Raw genomic sequence first — 15,702 nt, forward strand, 5'->3', positions numbered from 1 at the left:
GTGGGGGAGCGGCGGCGGGGGCGGCGGCCGCCGCCCCCGCCGCCGCTCCCCCACCCGCCCGCGACAGCACCAGCAGCAGCCCCCAGGTGATCAGCAGGCTCAGCAGCGACACCGCCACCGACATCCGCGCCTCGGCGCCCGAGACGAAGACGATCCAGACCGCGAAAGGCCGGAAGCCGAGCAGCGCGGCGATGGTGTACTCCCCCAGCACCAGCGCCAGGGTCAGAAAAGACGCGCCGGCCAGCGACGAGCGCAGGTTGGGCAGGATGACATGCCAGAGCACGTACGGCCGGCTCGCACCGCAGTTCCGCGCGGCCTCCACCAGCGTGGTGACATCGACGGCGCGCAGCCCCGCGTCGAGCGAGCGGTAGACGAACGGCAGCGCCAGCACGGTGTACGCGAGGACGAGCACCAGCGGGAACGACTCGTTCTGCACCGCCAGGAACGTCTGGTACAGCGGGGTACGGGAGAGATGGTCCGGCCCCCAGCGCAGCACCGTCGTGACCCCGGTGACCAGCGCGATCGGCGGCACCACCAGCGGCAGCATGCAGACCGTCTCGACGACCGGACGGAGCCGGGGCGCCCCGAGCCGTACCGCCACCAGCGCGGGCACCACCAGCAGCAGGGCCAGCGCGATGGTCGCGGCGGCGAGCCCGAGCGAGAGCAGCAGGCTCTGGACGAAGCCGTCGGCGGCGAGGATCCCGGTGTACGCGGCGAAGGTGACGCCGTGCCCGGGGACCTGGACGGTGAAGACGAACGAGGAGAGCAGCGGGACGAGGAAGTAGCAGCCGGCCAGGGCGAGGACGGCGCCCCGCCACACCCGCGGGCGGCGCCGTCGGTCCCGTACCGCGCCACCGTCCCGGCGGGGGTGCGGCGCGGCCGGCTCCCGGGCGGGGGTGGCCGTGGGGGTCAGTGCAGCCATCGGGTGCTCCGTCGCTGGAGGGGCAGGTAGACCGCCATCACCGCACCGGCGATCACGATCATGTCGAGGCTCAGCGCCAGCGCCACGTTCTCCTGGCCGACCAGCACGTTCCCGGAGAGCGCGTCCGCGATCTTCAGGGTGACCAGCGGTACGGAGCCGCCGACCAGGGCGGCGGCGGTGGCGTGCGCGGCGAAGGCGCTGCCGAAGAGCAGCACGAACCCGCCGAGCAGCGAGGGCGCCAGCACCGGCACCCCGACATGGCGCCAGAACTGCCAGGTGGTGGCGCCCGCGTTCTGCGCGGCCTCGCGCCACTGCGGGCGCAGCCCGTCGAGCGCGGGGACGATGACGAGCACCATCAGCGGGACGAGGAAGTAGAGGTAGATGACGGCGAGTCCGGTGAAGGAGTAGAGGTTCCAGCCGAGCCGGTCGAGCGAGCCGGCCCGGGTCACCACGCCGGACATGCCGAGCGTGGCGACGAAGGCGAAGGCGAGCGGGATGCCGCCGAAGTTGGCGAGCACCCCGGACGCGGTGAGGACGGCGCTCCGCAGGGCGCCGCCGCGCGAGGTGACCACGGCCTGCGCTACCAGGACCCCGAGGAGGGTGCCGATCAGGGCGGTCAGCGCGGAGAGTTCGACGCTGCCGGTGAGCGAGGTGAGGTACGGGCCCTGGAGCGAGCGCTGAAGGTGCTCGCCGGTCAGGGCGGTGGCGCCGGTCTCCGCTTCGGTGCGCGTGACGGCCCCGTACAGGAGGGCGCCGACGGGCAGTCCGAAGGCGAGCGCGGCGAAGACGAGGAGCGGGAGCGCCCCGAGCCAGGCGCGCGACCTGACACGCGATCCGGCGCGCGATCCGGCGCGCGAGGCACCCCGCGGTGCGGCGGCTGTCATCAGGAGACAGCCTTGTCCCAGTTCTCGGCGAGGGTGCTGTTGGCCTTGTCCAGCTCTTCGGAGCTGGGGAAGGCCGGGACACCCGCGACCTGGGGCAGCTTGGTGACGAAGGTCTTGTCGACGGTGCCTTCGGTGGTCATCGTGGGCAGCAGTACGGGACGGGCGTACCCCTTGAGCCAGAGGTTCTGCCCCTCGGCGCTGTACAGGAACTCCATCCACAGCCGGGCGGCGGCCGGGTGCGGCGCGTCCTTGTTGATCGCCTGCGAGTAGTACTGCGCGTAGACGCCGTCGCTCGGCACGGCGACCTTCCAGTCGACGCCCTTGCCCTTGAACTGGTCGGCGTAACCGGCGTTGAGATAGTCCCAGTCGATGCTGATCGGGGTCTCGCCCTTCTCGACCGTGGCCGGGGTGGACTCGACGGGGATGAAGTTGCCGTTCTTCTTCAGCTTGCCGAAGAAGTCGATCCCGGGCTGGATGTCGCCGAAGGACCCCTTGTTGGCGAGGGCCGCGGCGAAGACCCCGCCGAACGCGGCGCCGGCCTTGGTGGGGTTGCCGTTGAGGGCGACCTTCCCCTTGTACTCGGGCTTGAGGAGATCGGCGAAGGTGGTGGGGCAGTTCTTGATCCGGGCGGCGTCGCAGCCGATGGAGACATACCCGCCGTAGTCGTTGAACCAGTGGCCGTCCTTCTCCTTCTGCGCGTCGGGGATCTTCTCCCACGCCTCGACCTTGTACGGCGCGAAGAGCTTCTCGGCGGCGCCGCTGCGGGCGAAGGAGATACCGAGGTCGACGACGTCGGGGGCGCGCTTCTGGCCCTTGCGCGACTTGACGGCGGAGATCTCGTCGGAGCTGGAGGCGTCCGGGTTCTCGTTGTTGATCTTGATCTTGTACTTGGCTTCGAACGCCTTGATGACCTCGCCGTAGTTGGCCCAGTCCGGCGGCAGCGCGATGGTGTTGAGTGCGCCTTCCTTCTCCGCGGCGGCGACGAGCTCCTTCATGGAGCCGAAGTCGGCGACGGAGGTGGCGGTGGCCGCCTGGTCGGAGGCGCCGTTGTCCGGCGCGGCGCCACAGGCGGAGAGCGCGGTGAGGGCCGCGGTGGTGAGGGCCAGGGCAGAGACGAGCCGGCGGGTGGGGACGCGGAGGTCGGATCTGGTCACGCGGGTCTCCCGGGGGTGGAGGCGACGGAACGACTTGTTCATACAAGCTGGCATCAGTTCGCCCGGCCCAAGTATCCGGGGAGTGAACGTGCGGTGTCCATGAGCACACAACGGGAGGAAGACGAAAGCCCTGACAAAACGAGGGGAGTTGACGGGACCGCCTGCGGAGCGGGGTCCGGCCGGGCCGCTCCCGCGGATGGTTAGAGTGAGAGGGCGGGCGCCGCCAAGTGGCGCACCTGTACACAGCGGGGCTCGGATGAAGGGGGCCGGAATGGGCGGTTCACGCGCGGGCGGTTCACGGTACGCGGAGATCGCGGAGGCGCTGCGCCAGTCGATCCTGAGCGGCGCGTACCCGGTCGGCGCGCACCTTCCCTCGGAGAGCGATCTGGCGGCCCGGTGGTCGGTCTCGCGCGGCACCGTACGGCAGGCGGTGGGCCTGCTCGCCTCCGAGGGGCTGATCGGCTCCCGGCAGGGGGCGCGCCGGGTCGTGCTGCGCCAGGAGCGCCGGCACAGCTTCGCGCAGCTCAACAGCTTCGCGCAGTGGGCGCGGGCGATGGGCGTCGAGGTCTCCAGCACCATCCTCAGCCGCACGGAGCGCCCCGGCACGGCGGAGGAGACGGCCCGGCTCGGCGCGGAACCGGGCACTCCGGTGGTGTACGTGGTCCGGCTGCGGCGGATCGACGGCGAGCCGGCGATGCTGGAGCGCACGGCGTACGCGCGCTGGGTCGCCCCGGTGGTGCTGGCGCTCCCCGTCGACTGTGTGTCGATCATGGACAGCCTCGCGGAGCGGGCGGGCGTGGTGGCGCACTACGGCGACCACCTCATCGACGCGGTCGCCGCGGGCAGCGAGGACGCGCGGGTGCTCCAGGTACGGCGCGGCAGCCCGCTGCTGCGCCAGCGCCATCTGACGAACACGGCGGCGGGCCGGGCCATCGAGTGGACCGACGACCGCTATCTGCCGGGCAGCGTGGCGTTCAGCGTCAGCAACTCGGCGGCGGCGACCCCCCTGGAACGCCACGCGGGCCCGGATGTCGCGGACCGCCCGGGACGCGCCTGACCGGGGCGGACCGCACGGAGGGGGCCCGGGGCACCTCGTACGCCCGTACGGGTACGAGCGCGCCCCCGCGCCGCGCCGCGCCCCCACCCCGCGCACCCCGGACGCCTCACCCCCCGGACGTGTCCAGCTCCGCGTCCGCGCCGAGCCCCGCGCAGTCGTACGGGTCCTTCAGCCAGCCGTCCGGGAGCACCACCCGGTTGTTCCCCGAGGTGCGCCCGCGCGGCCCGTCCGCGCCCTCCGGCCAGGGCTGGTCCAGGTCGAGCCCGGCCATCAGCTCGTCCAGCTCGGCGAGGGAGGAGGTGACGGCGAGGGACTTGCGGAGCTGCGAGCCGACCGAGAAGCCCTTCAGGTACCAGGCCACATGCTTGCGGAAGTCGATCACCCCGCGCGCCTCGTCGCCGATCCACTCCCCCAGCAGCTCGGCGTGGCGCCGCATCACCGCGCCCACCTCGCGCAGGGTCGGCGCGGCGACCTCCCCGGTCCCCTCGAACGCGGCCACCAGGTCGCCGAAGAGCCAGGGCCGCCCCAGGCAGCCGCGCCCCACGACCACCCCGTCGCAGCCGGTCTCGCGGACCATGCGGAGCGCGTCCCCGGCGGACCAGATGTCGCCGTTGCCGAGCACCGGTATCTCCGGGACATGCTCCTTGAGCCGGGCGATCGCCTCCCAGTCGGCGGTGCCTCCGTAGTGCTGCGCCGCCGTCCTGCCGTGCAGCGCGATCGCCGTCACGCCCTCCTGCACCGCGATCCGCCCGGCGTCCAGATAGGTGATGTGGTCGTCGTCGATGCCCTTGCGCATCTTCATGGTGACCGGAAGCGCGCCCGCGTTGGTGACGGCCTCATGGAGGATCGCACGGAGCAGGGGCCGCTTGTACGGGAGCGCGGAGCCGCCGCCCCTGCGGGTCACCTTGGGCACCGGGCAGCCGAAGTTGAGGTCGATGTGGTCGGCGAGGTCCTCGTCCACGATCATGCGGACGGCCTTGCCGACGGTGACCGGGTCCACCCCGTAGAGCTGGATCGAGCGCGGTGTCTCGGTCGCGTCGAAGTGGATGAGCTGCATGGTCTTCTCGTTGCGCTCGACCAGGGCGCGGGTGGTGATCATCTCACTGACGAAGAGCCCTTTCCCTCCGCTGAACTCCCTGCAGAGCGTGCGGAAGGGGGCGTTGGTGATCCCGGCCATGGGAGCGAGGACGACCGGCGGGGTCACGGTGTGCGGGCCGACGGTGAGGGGAGCGGTCATCCGGCCATTGTCGCGCATGTACGGCACTCGGAGGCATTCATTAGTTAGCCACACTAGGCAGTCGTACCATCAGAGATATGCCCGATGTGAGCCCCCGGCGAAAAGCGCTGATCCTGGCGATCTGCTGCCTCAGTCTGTTGATCGTCAGCCTGGACAACACGATCCTGAATGTCGCCCTGCCGTCCATGCAGCGCGATCTGCACGCCACGGTCTCCGGGATGCAGTGGACGATCGACGCGTACACCCTGGTCCTCGCCTCGCTGCTGATGCTCGCCGGCTCGACCGCCGACCGGATCGGCCGCCGCCGCGTCTTCCAGACCGGCCTGGTGCTCTTCACGGTCGGCTCGGCCCTCTGCTCCGTCGCGCCGAACCTCACCTCGCTCGTGGCGTTCCGCATGATTCAGGCCATCGGCGGCTCCATGCTCAACCCCGTCGCGATGTCGATCATCACCAATACGTTTACCGGACCGCGCGAGCGCGCCCGCGCCATCGGCGTCTGGGGCGCAGTGGTGGGCATCTCCATGGCGGCGGGCCCGCTGGTCGGCGGCCTCCTGGTGGACTCGGTCGGCTGGCGGTCGATCTTCTGGATCAACCTGCCGATCGGGGTGGGGGCGTATCTGCTCACCCGGCGGTACGTCCCGGAGTCCCGCGCGCCCCGGCCGCGCCGCCCCGACCCGGTGGGGCAGCTCCTGGTGATCGGGGTGCTCGGGGCGCTGACGTACGCGATCATCGAGGCGCCCGCCGAGGGCATCACCTCGCCGCTGATCCTGTCGTTCGCCGGATTCTCCGCGCTCTGCCTGGCGGGGCTGCTGCTGTACGAGCCGAGGCGCGCCGAACCCCTGATCGACCTGCGGTTCTTCCGGAGCGCGCCGTTCAGCGGGGCGACCGTGGTCGCGGTGTCCGCCTTCGCCGCGCTGGGCGGCTTCCTCTTCCTGAACACGCTCTACCTCCAGAACGTGCTCGGCTACTCCGCGCTCCACGCCGGCCTGTACATGCTGCCCATGGCGGCCCTGACCTTCCTCTGCGCCCCGCTCTCGGGCCGGCTGGTCGGCAGCCGGGGCCCGCGCCTCTCGCTGCTGATCGCGGGGACGGCGATGACGGCGAGCGGGGTGCTCTTCGCGGCGCTGGACGCGCAGGGGACGACGGTGCTGCTCTTCACCGGGTACGTGCTCTTCGGGATCGGCTTCGGCGTGGTGAACGCCCCCATCACCAATACCGCCGTCGCCGGGATGCCGCGCGCCCAGGCGGGCGTGGCGGCGGCCGTCGCCTCCACCAGCCGCCAGATCGGCCAGACGCTGGGCGTCGCGGTGATCGGCGCGGTGCTGGCCGGCGGGCTGGCCACCGGGGCGGGCGCCGGGCCGGGGACGGCCGCGTACCGCGCCGGGTTCGACGCGGTGAGCGGCGCCGCCTGGTGGATCATCACGGCGTGCGGGCTCTCGGTGCTGGTGGTGGGGGCGCTGACGAGCGGGAAGTGGGCGCGGCGCACGGCGTCCCGGACGGCGGAGCTGCTGGCGGCGGAACCGCCCGTACCGGCCGCCGGGAGCGCCATGGCCGCCACGCGGGCGACTCCGGCGGCGCGAGCGCCCCAGGGGCCTCAGGCGTCCCACGCGCCCCAGGGGCCTCACGGGTCCCGGAGGGGGAGTCAGACGCCGGAGGGCACCCCGGTGGAGGCGCGTTCGGAGGCCCGCTCGGAGGCCCGTTCCGAGACCTGGGCGGACACCCGGTCGGAGTGGCCCGACTCCTGATCCTTCCGCTCCCTGAGCCGCCGCAGCTTCTCCAGCTTGCGCCGGGACTCCTCGTCCAGGGGGACGTAGGTGACGAGCCGGGGCCCCGAGGAGGGGCCGAGCCAGAGATCGGTGTGGACCAGGTCGAGATGGCCGACGCAGCCGTTCACGAAGTGCTTGGTGCGGCTGCCGGTCGGGGCCACCACCTCGTGGCGCTCCCAGATCTCCCGGAACTCGGGCGACGCCGCGCGCAGCCGCGCCAGCAGCGTCTTCCACGGCGGCTCCGCGAGATGCTCGGCCATGGCCGCCCGGAGCTTGCCCGCCAGGATCCGGCGGGTCTCCCCGGCGTCGCCGAGCGCGGCGCTCCACTCCTCGTTGGTGAAGGCGAGCAGCACGCAGTTGCGGTCCTCGGGCGGCACGGCGTCCAGGTCGCACATGAGCCCGCTGTAGGCGCGGTTGTACGCGAGGATGTCGTACCGGCTGTTCTGCACACACGCCGGAAACGGGTCGAGCCGCGCCAGCATGTCGCGCAGCGCCGGGGTGACGGTGGCGCACGGCGTCCCGGGCGCCGGGTCGGCCACGCCGGCCAGCGCGAAGAGATGGCTCCGCTCGCTCGGGTCGAGGAGCAGGGCGCGGGCGAGGGCGTCGAGGACCTGTGCGGAGACCTGGATGGGCCTGGCCTGTTCGAGCCACGTGTACCACGTGACGCCGACAGCGGAGAGCTGGGCGACCTCCTCACGGCGGAGTCCGGGGGTACGGCGCCGGGCGCCCCGGTCGAGTCCGACCTGCTCGGGCGTGATGCGCTCGCGGCGGCTGCGCAGGAACCCGGCGAGTTCATGGCGCCGGATCCCGTCCGCCCTGCCGTCGGCTCCGACAGCCTCCACCGCTTGCGCGGTCCGCACCGTGATAGTCATATGTCCAGAATGCCGCAGCGCCGAAACGGTTGCCAGGTACTGTCGGTACCAGGATAAAGAGACTCTGGTACCAGGCTCGGATGCGGTGCAACCTCGATGGAGTGAACAGAACCTCCGCGTCACCCCTCCACCGGTCCACACCCCGCGGAACCGATCCCTCCGGGCCCACGGCCCCCGCCCCCACCGGGGCGCGCGGCCTCGTCGTACACGACCACGGCCCGGTCCTCGGCGCCCTCGGGCTGTTCACCGTGCTGCTGGGCGCGGCGCTTCCCCTGATCGATTTCTTCATCGTCAACGTGGCCCTGCCGACCATCGACCGCGACCTGTCGGCGGGCCCCGCGCTGCTGGAGCTGGTCGTCGCCGGGTACGGGCTCTCGTACGCCGTCCTCCTGGTCCTCGGCGGCCGGCTCGGCGACATGTTCGGCAGACGCAGACTCTTCCTGGCCGGCATGGCCGCCTTCGGCGTCGCCTCGCTGGCCTGCGGACTCGCGCCGACGGCCTGGGCCCTGGTCGGGGCGCGGGTGGTGCAGGGCGCGGCGGCGGCGCTGATGCTGCCGCAGGTGCTCGCCACGATCCAGGCGGCGACCGGCGGGCAGCGCCGCGCCCGGGCGCTCAGCCTGTACGGGGCGACGGCCGGCCTCTCGATGGTCGTGGGCCAGATCCTCGGCGGCGTTCTCGTCGCCGCCGACCTGGCGGGCACCGGCTGGCGGGCGATCTTCCTGGTGAATGTGCCGGTCGCGCTGGTGGGCCTGGTGCTGGCGTTCCGTACGGTGCCGGAGACCCGCTCGCAGCGGCCCGCGCCCGTGGACGTGCCGGGGACGGTCCTGCTGGCGGCCTCCCTGCTCTCGCTGCTGGCCCCGCTCACGGAGGGCAGGGCGGCCGGCTGGCCGCTCTGGACCTGGGTGTCGCTGGCCGCGTTCCCGGTGCTGGGCTATGTCTTCCTCCGGGTGGAGCGGCGGGCGGACCGGCTGGGGCGCATGCCCCTGGTGCCGCCGAGCCTCTTCGCTCTGGTGTCGCTGCGGCGCGGGCTGGCGCTGGTCCTGCCGTTCTCGATCGGCTTCGGCGGCTTCATGTTCGTGATCGCCATCGCGCTCCAGCAGGGGCTGGGGATGGGGGCGGTGGCGGCCGGGGTGGCGCTGGTGCCGATGGCGGTGGCGTTCTTCGCGGCGTCGCTGGCGGGGCCCCGGCTGATCACCCGGTACGGCAGCCTCGTCGTCACGGCCGGCGCGGTGCTCCAGGGGCTCGGTGTGGCGCTGCTGGTGCTGACGGTGTGGCACGACTGGCCGGGCGTCACCACGCTCGACCTGCTGCCGGGCGTCGCGCTCGCCGGTCTGGGCCAGGGGCTCCAGCTCCCGGTGCTCATCCGGATCGTGCTCTCGGACGTGCCGGGCGAGCGCGCGGGGGTGGGCAGCGGGGTGCTGGTGACGACGCAGCAGTCGGCGCTGGCGCTGGGCGTGGCGACGCTGGGCTCGCTCTTCCTGACGCTGGCGTCCCCGCTGGGGATGCGGGACGCGCTGGCCGTGACGCTGCTGGTGCAGCTCGGCGCGGTGGTCCTGACGGCGCTGCTGAGCCTGCGGCTGCCGCGCGCGATCGGCTGAGGCGCCGAGCTGCCGGGCGCTCCGCCCGTACGGCAGGGACGCAGGTGGGCCCGGATCAGCTCCTGATCCGGGCCCGCAGCACACTCACGCGCTGCACGCTCTGCGCCTTGCTCCCGCCTGCACCTTGCCCCCTCCTGCCCGCTTTCGCCGTTACGCGTCGCCGGAGCGGCCCTCGGCGGCCTCGGTCGCCTCCGCTCCCTCCGCCGCCTCCGCGCCGTCCGCGGCCCCGGCGGCCTTGGTCTCGGCGCGCTCGCGCATCTTGCGCAGCAGTTCCTGCTTCTGGTCGGCGGCGGCCTTGCGGTTGGCGTTACGGGCCGGGCCGCCGGAGTGCGGGTCCGTGCGGTGGGGCTTGGAGCGCTGTCCGCCCACGCCGAGAAGGTTGTTGCGGCTTTTTGCCACGGGGTTCTCCCGAAGGTGATGAGAAGTGATCTGCGGAATCGTCGATGGAGAGGCGGGGCCGTGCCCGCCGCGCTCTCACTCGTAGATCTGGAAGAACATGCCGGTGACGCTACCACCGGCCACGATCCGTACGCACCGCGTTTTCCCGCGCCGCCGCCCCCGCGCTCCCTGACATTTCCGACACCCGAACGGATGACAGATATTGAATTCTGTCATCTGCCGTGCCACCGTTGATGGTGTCCGGATCCCCGGACGTCCGCACGGCCCGGCCTCCGCATCCCGGAGCACCGTCTTCAGAGGAGCACCACCATGACCACGCCTGCCTTCCCCACCCACCGCCTCGGCACCACGGGCCCCGAGGTCTCCGCCCTCGGCCTCGGCTGCATGGGCATGTCCGGGGCGTACGGGGAGTCGGACCGCGCCGAGTCCATCGCCACCGTGCACGCCGCGCTCGACGCGGGGGTCACCCTGCTCGACACGGGCGACTTCTACGGGATGGGCCACAACGAGCTGCTGATCGCCGAGGCGCTGCGCACCGCGTCCCTGGCGGCCCGCGAACGGGCCCTCACCAGCGTCAAGTTCGGGGCCCTGCGCGGCCCGGCCAACGAGTGGGGCGGGGTGGACGGACGCCCGGCCGCCGTGAAGAACTTCGCGGCGTACTCGCTCCAGCGTCTGGGCACCGGCCATATCGACGTCTACCGGATCGCCCGGCTCGACCCGAACGTGCCGATCGAGGAGACGGTCGGCGCCATCGCCGAGCTGGTCGAGGCGGGGTACGTACGCCGCATCGGCCTCTCGGAGGTCGGCAGCGAGACCATCCGGCGGGCCGCGTCCGTCGCCCCGATCGTGGACCTCCAGATCGAGTACTCGCTGGTCTCGCGCTCCGTCGAGGCCGACATCCTGCCGACCCTCCGTGAGCTGGGCATCGGTGTCACGGCGTACGGGGTGCTCTCGCGCGGCCTGATCGGCGGGCACCTCGACCGGGACCAGCGGTTCGGCCCGGGCGACTTCCGGGCGGCGAGCCCACGCTTCCAGAGCGGGAACCTGGACCGGAACCTGGCGCTGGTGGACACCCTGCGCGAGATCGCCGGGCGGAAGGGGGCCACGGTCGCGCAGACCGCCTTCGCCTGGGTGCTCGCCCAGGGCCGGGACATCGTCCCGCTGGTCGGCGCCCGCACCCGGGAGCGGCTGGCCGAGGCGCTCGGCTCACTGGAGGTCACGCTCGACGCTGCCGACCTGGACGCGCTCGGAAAGGCGTTCCCTCCGGGGGTCGCCGCGGGCGAGCGGTACCCGACCGCGATGATGGCCCACCTGGACAGCGAACGCTGAGCACGGCGCGGCAGGACCGCGCCCAGGACGCCCGGGAACCGGGCCCGGCCGCCGGCCCACCCGGCTCCCGCCGGGGACCCGTTCCTGCCAGGTACTGTCGTCTGTCGGGCCGGACCGCCTCCTCCGCCGCACCGTACGAGTCCTGAAAGGCCGGGTCCCCATGACCGCCGAGACGCTGACCGCCGAACGCATCCTCGAAGCCACCGAGGAGGTGCTGCGCCGTTACGGTCCGGCGAAGGCGACCGTGGTGGACGTGGCGCGGCTGCTCGGGGTCAGCCATGGCAGCGTCTACCGGCACTTCCGGACCAAGACGGCGCTGCGCGAGGCGGTCACGACGCGCTGGCTGACCCGCACGGAGCGGGCGCTCCAGGAGATCGTCGAGGGGGCCGACGAGCCGGGCCCGGAGAAGCTGCGGGGGTGGCTGGCGACCCTGTTCGAGGCCAAGCGGCAGAAGGCGGGGGGCGATCCGGAGCTGTTCGCCACGTACTCGGTGCTGCTCGACGGCAGCAGCGATGTGGTGGACGCGCATCTGACGGAGCTGACCGGGCAGCTCCGGCGGATTGTCGAAGAGGGCGTCCGGGCGGGCGAGTTCGTCGCCCCGGACCCGGCCTCCACCGCCGGCGCCCTCTTCGCGGCGACCGCCCGCTTCCACGACCCGGGGTATGCCGCGGAGTGGCGGAAGCCCACGATCGACACCGAGTTCAACGCCGTGACCAACCTCCTCCTGCGCGGCCTGGAACCCTGACAGGCCCCCGGCTCCGCGGGGGAGTCGGGGGCCTGTCGGTGGCTCGGGGAGGGGCGGCCTCCGGCCGAGCGGGCGGCAGCCGGGAAAGGGTCAGCAGCCGAGGAGGTGCTCGCCCAGGTAGCTCTGGATGCGGTCCAGGGAGACGCGCTCCTGCTTCATGGTGTCGCGCTCGCGCACGGTCACCGCGTTGTCGTCCAGGGTGTCGAAGTCGACGGTGACACAGAACGGCGTGCCGATCTCGTCCTGGCGGCGGTAGCGGCGACCGATGGCGCCCGCGTCGTCGAACTCGATGTTCCAGTTGCGCCGCAGGTCCGTCGCGAGGCCCTTCGCCTTCGGCGAGAGCTGCGGGTTGCGGGAGAGCGGCAGCACCGCGACCTTGACCGGCGCGAGGCGCGGGTCGAGGCGCATCACGGCGCGCTTCTCCATGACGCCCTTCGCGTTGGGCGCCTCGTCCTCGCTGTACGCGTCGAGGAGGAAGGCGAGCATCGCGCGGCCGACACCGGCGGCGGGCTCGATGACATACGGGGTCCAGCGCTCGCCGGCCTCCTGGTCGAAGTACGACAGGTCGTGGCCGGACGCCTTGGAGTGGGCGGAGAGGTCGTAGTCCGTACGGTTGGCGACGCCCTCCAGCTCGCCCCACTCGCTGCCGCCGAACTGGAAGCGGTACTCGATGTCGGCGGTGCGCTTGGAGTAGTGCGAGAGCTTCTCGGCCGGGTGCTCGTACCAGCGCATGTTCTCCTCACGGAGACCCAGGTCGCGGTACCAGTTCCAGCGCTGCTCCATCCAGTACTCCTGCCACTCCTCGTCCTCGCCCGGCTTGACGAAGAACTCCATCTCCATCTGCTCGAACTCGCGCGTGCGGAAGATGAAGTTGCCCGGAGTGATCTCGTTCCGGAAGGACTTGCCCATCTGCGCGATGCCGAACGGCGGCTTCTTGCGCGAGGTCTGCTGCACCTGGGCGAAGTTGGTGAAGATGCCCTGCGCGGTCTCGGGGCGCAGGTACGCGACCGAGCCGGAGTCCTGCGTCGGGCCGAGGTGGGTGGAGAGCAGGCCGGAGAACTGCTTGGGCTCGGTGAAGGTGCCCTTGTTGCCGCAGTTCGGGCAGTTCAGGTCGGAGAGGCCGTTCTCGGGCGCCTTGCCGTGCTTCGCCTCGTACGCCTCCTCCAGGTGGTCGGCGCGGAAACGCTTGTGACAGGAGGTGCACTCGGTGAGCGGGTCGGTGAAGGTCGCGACGTGGCCGGACGCCTCCCAGACCTCCGTGGCGAGGATCACCGAGGAGTCGATCCCGACAACGTCCTCGCGCGAGGTGACCATGTAACGCCACCACTGGCGCTTGAGGTTTTCCTTCAGCTCGACTCCGAGCGGCCCGTAGTCCCAGGCGGCCCGCTGACCACCGTAGATCTCACTGCACGGGTAGACGAAGCCACGGCGCTTGCTCAGGTTGACGATGCTGTCGATCTTGTCGGCGGCCACGGGTCTCTCTTCATTACGACGACGACGAACGGCGAATGCTTCAGATTAGCGGCGGGCGCACCCCTTCGATCAAATCGGTGCGCGAGAAGCGGCATTCCAGGCCGTTACCCAACGCTTGTTGACAATCGTTTCCACTTTTGTTGAAAATGACTGTCATGAACGTACGACGACGCCTCATACCCACCGCCTTCCTCGCCGGAGCGGTCTCGCTCGGACTGGTCGGCCTCTCCGCCTGCTCCTCATCCTCCGCCTCCGACGGCGACCGCGGGAAGAGCGACGGCAAGCTCGCGGTGACCGCGTCGTTCTACCCCATGCAGTACCTGGCGCTGATGATCGGCGGCGACCACGTCGACATCACCACCCTCACCAAGCCCGGCGTGGAGCCGCACGACCTGGAGCTGAAGCCCCGGGAGGCCGCCCAGCTCGGCGAGTCCGACGTCATCGTCTACCTCAAGGGCATCCAGCCCGCCGTGGACAAGGCGATCGAGCAGTCCGGAGCGAAGACGATCGTCGACGCCGCGACCCTCACCACCCTGGAGAAGCACGGCACCGAGGCCGGCGCCGGGCACGCGCACGGCGACGGCGACGGCGACGACCACGACGACGCGGAGCACGAGCACGAGGAGACCACCGCGGACGGCAGCGACCCGCACATCTGGCTCGACCCGGTCCGTTACGCCGAGGTCGCCCGAGGCGTCGGCAAGGCCCTGGAGAAGGCCGACCCGGCACACGCCGCCGACTACAAGGAGAACACCGGCAAGCTGGTCGAGAAGCTGAACGGCTTGAACACGGATTTCGAGAAGGGCCTCAAGGACACCCCCACCAAGACCTTCATCACCACCCACGCCGCCTTCGGCTACCTCGCGGAACGGTACGGTCTGAAGCAGGAGGCCATCTCCGGCATCGACCCCGAGTCGGAGCCGAGCCCCGCCCGGGTCAAGGAACTGGCGGCCATCGCGAAGCGGGACAAGGTCACCACCGTATTCTTCGAGACGCTCGCCAGCGACAAGACCGCCAAGACGGTGGCCGGGGACTCCGGACTCAAGACGGATGTCCTCGACCCGATCGAGGGCATCACGGACGCGACCAAGGGCCGTGACTACATCGAGGTCATGCACTCCAACCTGGACGCCCTGCGGAAGGCGCTCGGGGCGGAATAGGGCACGGAACGAACAACGGAACGAGCACGGCACGGAACACGGCAACGTACCGCGAAGCGGGCGAAACGATTCGCCCGGCTCGTCCCCGGCTCCACCGGCTCCCCCGGCGGCGCCGGGGAGAGCGACAGCGGTACGGCGGCCGTGGCGGCGACGCGGCGACAGCGACGAGACGACGAAGAGTGACGGAGGCACCCGACATGGCGACGGTGGAGAGCGACCACGCCGAGGCGGCGGAGCGTGCCGCCACCGCCCCGGAGCCGGGCCCCGGCGGCGGCCCGCCCCCCGGCCCGCCCGGGTCCCCCGCGCCCACCCCGCCCCCCGTCATCACCGTGCGCGGCGCCACCGCCACCCTCGGCTCCCGGCCCGTGCTCCGCGGTATCGACCTCACCGTGCGCCCCGGTGAGGTCGTCGCCCTGCTCGGCGCCAACGGCTCCGGCAAGTCCACCGCCGTACGGTCGGTGATCGGCCAGATACCCCTCGGCGACGGCGAGATAACCCTCTTCGGCACCCCCCTGCGGCGCTTCCGCGACTGGCGGCGCGTCGGCTACGTACCGCAGCGCACCACCGCCGCGAGCGGCGTCCCCGCGACCGTCCGCGAGGTGGTCGCATCGGGGCGGCTCTCCCGTACCAGCAGGGCGCGGCTGGGATGGCCCACCAAGGCCGACCGGGCGGCCGTTCAGCGGGCCATCGAGCTGGTGGGCCTCGGGGACCGTGCCAAGGACTCCGTGGGCGCTCTCTCCGGCGGCCAGCACCAGCGCGTCCTGATCGCCCGCGCGCTCGTCTCCGAGCCCGAACTGCTGATCATGGACGAGCCGATGGCCGGCGTCGACCTCGCCAGCCAGGAGATCCTCGCGGCGACCCTCCGCGAGCAGGTGGCGGCCGGCACCACCGTCCTGCTCGTCCTCCACGAACTCGGCCCGCTGGAGCCGCTGATCGACCGCGCCGTGGTGCTCCGCGACGGCCGTGTCCTGCGCGACGGGCCGCCGCCGGGGAACGCCGAAGGACACCGCAGACCGGGCCACGAACCCGCCCCCGACGCCCTGGACCACCCGAGCTGCCACCCCCATACGGCCGGCGAGCCGCTCCCCACAGGACTGCTGACCTGA

At 71.9% G+C, this 15,702-nt stretch carries 14 protein-coding genes; 7 read left to right on the forward strand and 7 right to left on the reverse strand.

Annotation, left to right across the window (positions count from 1 at the left end; all coding sequences use genetic code 11):
• From AB0O07_RS27055 to AB0O07_RS27065, 3 genes are all read right to left on the reverse strand, one after another.
• A partial coding sequence (locus tag AB0O07_RS27055; RefSeq protein ID WP_365637862.1) for an ABC transporter permease subunit occupies positions 1–922 on the reverse strand: 922 nt, incomplete at its 3' end.
• A complete protein-coding gene (locus AB0O07_RS27060; RefSeq protein ID WP_365637864.1) occupies positions 910–1,806 on the reverse strand; it encodes an ABC transporter permease subunit in 897 nt (298 codons plus the stop codon). The genes AB0O07_RS27055 and AB0O07_RS27060, both read right to left, overlap by 13 nt.
• Entirely contained in the window at positions 1,806–2,912 is a 1,107-nt protein-coding gene (locus tag AB0O07_RS27065) for an extracellular solute-binding protein (protein WP_365638241.1), read from the reverse strand. The genes AB0O07_RS27060 and AB0O07_RS27065 overlap by 1 nt, the downstream gene beginning before the upstream one ends.
• Before the next feature lie 319 nt (positions 2,913–3,231).
• Here AB0O07_RS27065 and AB0O07_RS27070 point away from each other — a divergent pair, with 319 nt between their 5' ends.
• Positions 3,232–4,017, forward strand: a complete 786-nt coding sequence (locus AB0O07_RS27070; RefSeq protein WP_365637866.1) for a GntR family transcriptional regulator — start codon at positions 3,232–3,234, stop codon at positions 4,015–4,017.
• 106 nt (positions 4,018–4,123) lie between these two features.
• Here AB0O07_RS27070 and dusB read toward each other — a convergent pair whose 3' ends face one another.
• Positions 4,124–5,254 carry a tRNA dihydrouridine synthase DusB gene (gene dusB, locus AB0O07_RS27075; RefSeq protein WP_365637869.1) on the reverse strand — a complete coding sequence of 377 codons (1,131 nt, stop codon included), beginning with the start codon at positions 5,252–5,254 and terminating at the stop codon, positions 4,124–4,126.
• Positions 5,255–5,331: 77 nt separating this feature from the next.
• Between dusB and AB0O07_RS27080 the strand changes: the two genes are divergently transcribed.
• Positions 5,332–6,999 carry an MFS transporter gene (locus tag AB0O07_RS27080; RefSeq protein ID WP_365637871.1) on the forward strand — a complete coding sequence of 556 codons (1,668 nt, stop codon included), beginning with the start codon at positions 5,332–5,334 and terminating at the stop codon, positions 6,997–6,999.
• Here AB0O07_RS27080 and AB0O07_RS27085 read toward each other — a convergent pair.
• The gene (locus AB0O07_RS27085; RefSeq protein WP_365637874.1) at positions 6,897–7,892 is read right to left on the reverse strand and encodes a helix-turn-helix domain-containing protein; all 996 of its coding nucleotides are present in this window, start codon (positions 7,890–7,892) and stop codon (positions 6,897–6,899) included. The two genes, AB0O07_RS27080 and AB0O07_RS27085, sit on opposite strands and share 103 nt — an antisense overlap.
• 80 nt (positions 7,893–7,972) lie before the next feature.
• On the opposite strand from AB0O07_RS27085, the gene AB0O07_RS27090 reads away from it, so the two are divergent.
• On the forward strand, positions 7,973–9,490 hold the full coding sequence (locus AB0O07_RS27090; RefSeq protein ID WP_365637876.1) for an MFS transporter: 1,518 nt from the start codon (positions 7,973–7,975) through the stop codon (positions 9,488–9,490).
• A gap of 150 nt (positions 9,491–9,640) precedes the next feature.
• Here the strand turns inward: AB0O07_RS27090 and AB0O07_RS27095 are convergent, their stop codons facing one another.
• Positions 9,641–9,889, reverse strand: coding sequence for a DUF6243 family protein (locus tag AB0O07_RS27095; protein ID WP_365637878.1), 249 nt, complete (start codon positions 9,887–9,889; stop codon positions 9,641–9,643).
• Positions 9,890–10,198: 309 nt separating this feature from the next.
• On the opposite strand from AB0O07_RS27095, the gene AB0O07_RS27100 reads away from it, so the two are divergent.
• Together AB0O07_RS27100 and AB0O07_RS27105 are read left to right on the forward strand one after the other, a co-directional pair.
• The gene (locus tag AB0O07_RS27100; RefSeq protein WP_365637881.1) at positions 10,199–11,218 is read left to right on the forward strand and encodes an aldo/keto reductase; all 1,020 of its coding nucleotides are present in this window, start codon (positions 10,199–10,201) and stop codon (positions 11,216–11,218) included.
• Between the two features lie 160 nt (positions 11,219–11,378).
• A complete protein-coding gene (locus AB0O07_RS27105) occupies positions 11,379–11,963 on the forward strand; it encodes a TetR family transcriptional regulator (RefSeq protein ID WP_365637882.1) in 585 nt (194 codons plus the stop codon).
• 90 nt (positions 11,964–12,053) lie between these two features.
• Here AB0O07_RS27105 and AB0O07_RS27110 read toward each other — a convergent pair whose 3' ends face one another.
• Positions 12,054–13,436 (reverse strand): glycine--tRNA ligase, encoded by a 1,383-nt coding sequence (locus AB0O07_RS27110; protein WP_365637884.1) that lies wholly within the window; start codon positions 13,434–13,436, stop codon positions 12,054–12,056.
• 155 nt (positions 13,437–13,591) lie between these two features.
• On the opposite strand from AB0O07_RS27110, the gene AB0O07_RS27115 reads away from it, so the two are divergent.
• Together AB0O07_RS27115 and AB0O07_RS27120 are read left to right on the forward strand one after the other, a co-directional pair.
• Positions 13,592–14,596 carry a metal ABC transporter substrate-binding protein gene (locus tag AB0O07_RS27115; RefSeq protein ID WP_365637886.1) on the forward strand — a complete coding sequence of 335 codons (1,005 nt, stop codon included), beginning with the start codon at positions 13,592–13,594 and terminating at the stop codon, positions 14,594–14,596.
• A gap of 197 nt (positions 14,597–14,793) precedes the next feature.
• Complete coding sequence (locus tag AB0O07_RS27120) at positions 14,794–15,702, forward strand: metal ABC transporter ATP-binding protein (RefSeq protein ID WP_365637888.1); 909 nt, start codon at positions 14,794–14,796, stop codon at positions 15,700–15,702.

The organism is Streptomyces sp. NPDC093085 (assembly GCF_040683935.1).
GTDB lineage: Bacteria > Actinomycetota > Actinomycetes > Streptomycetales > Streptomycetaceae > Streptomyces.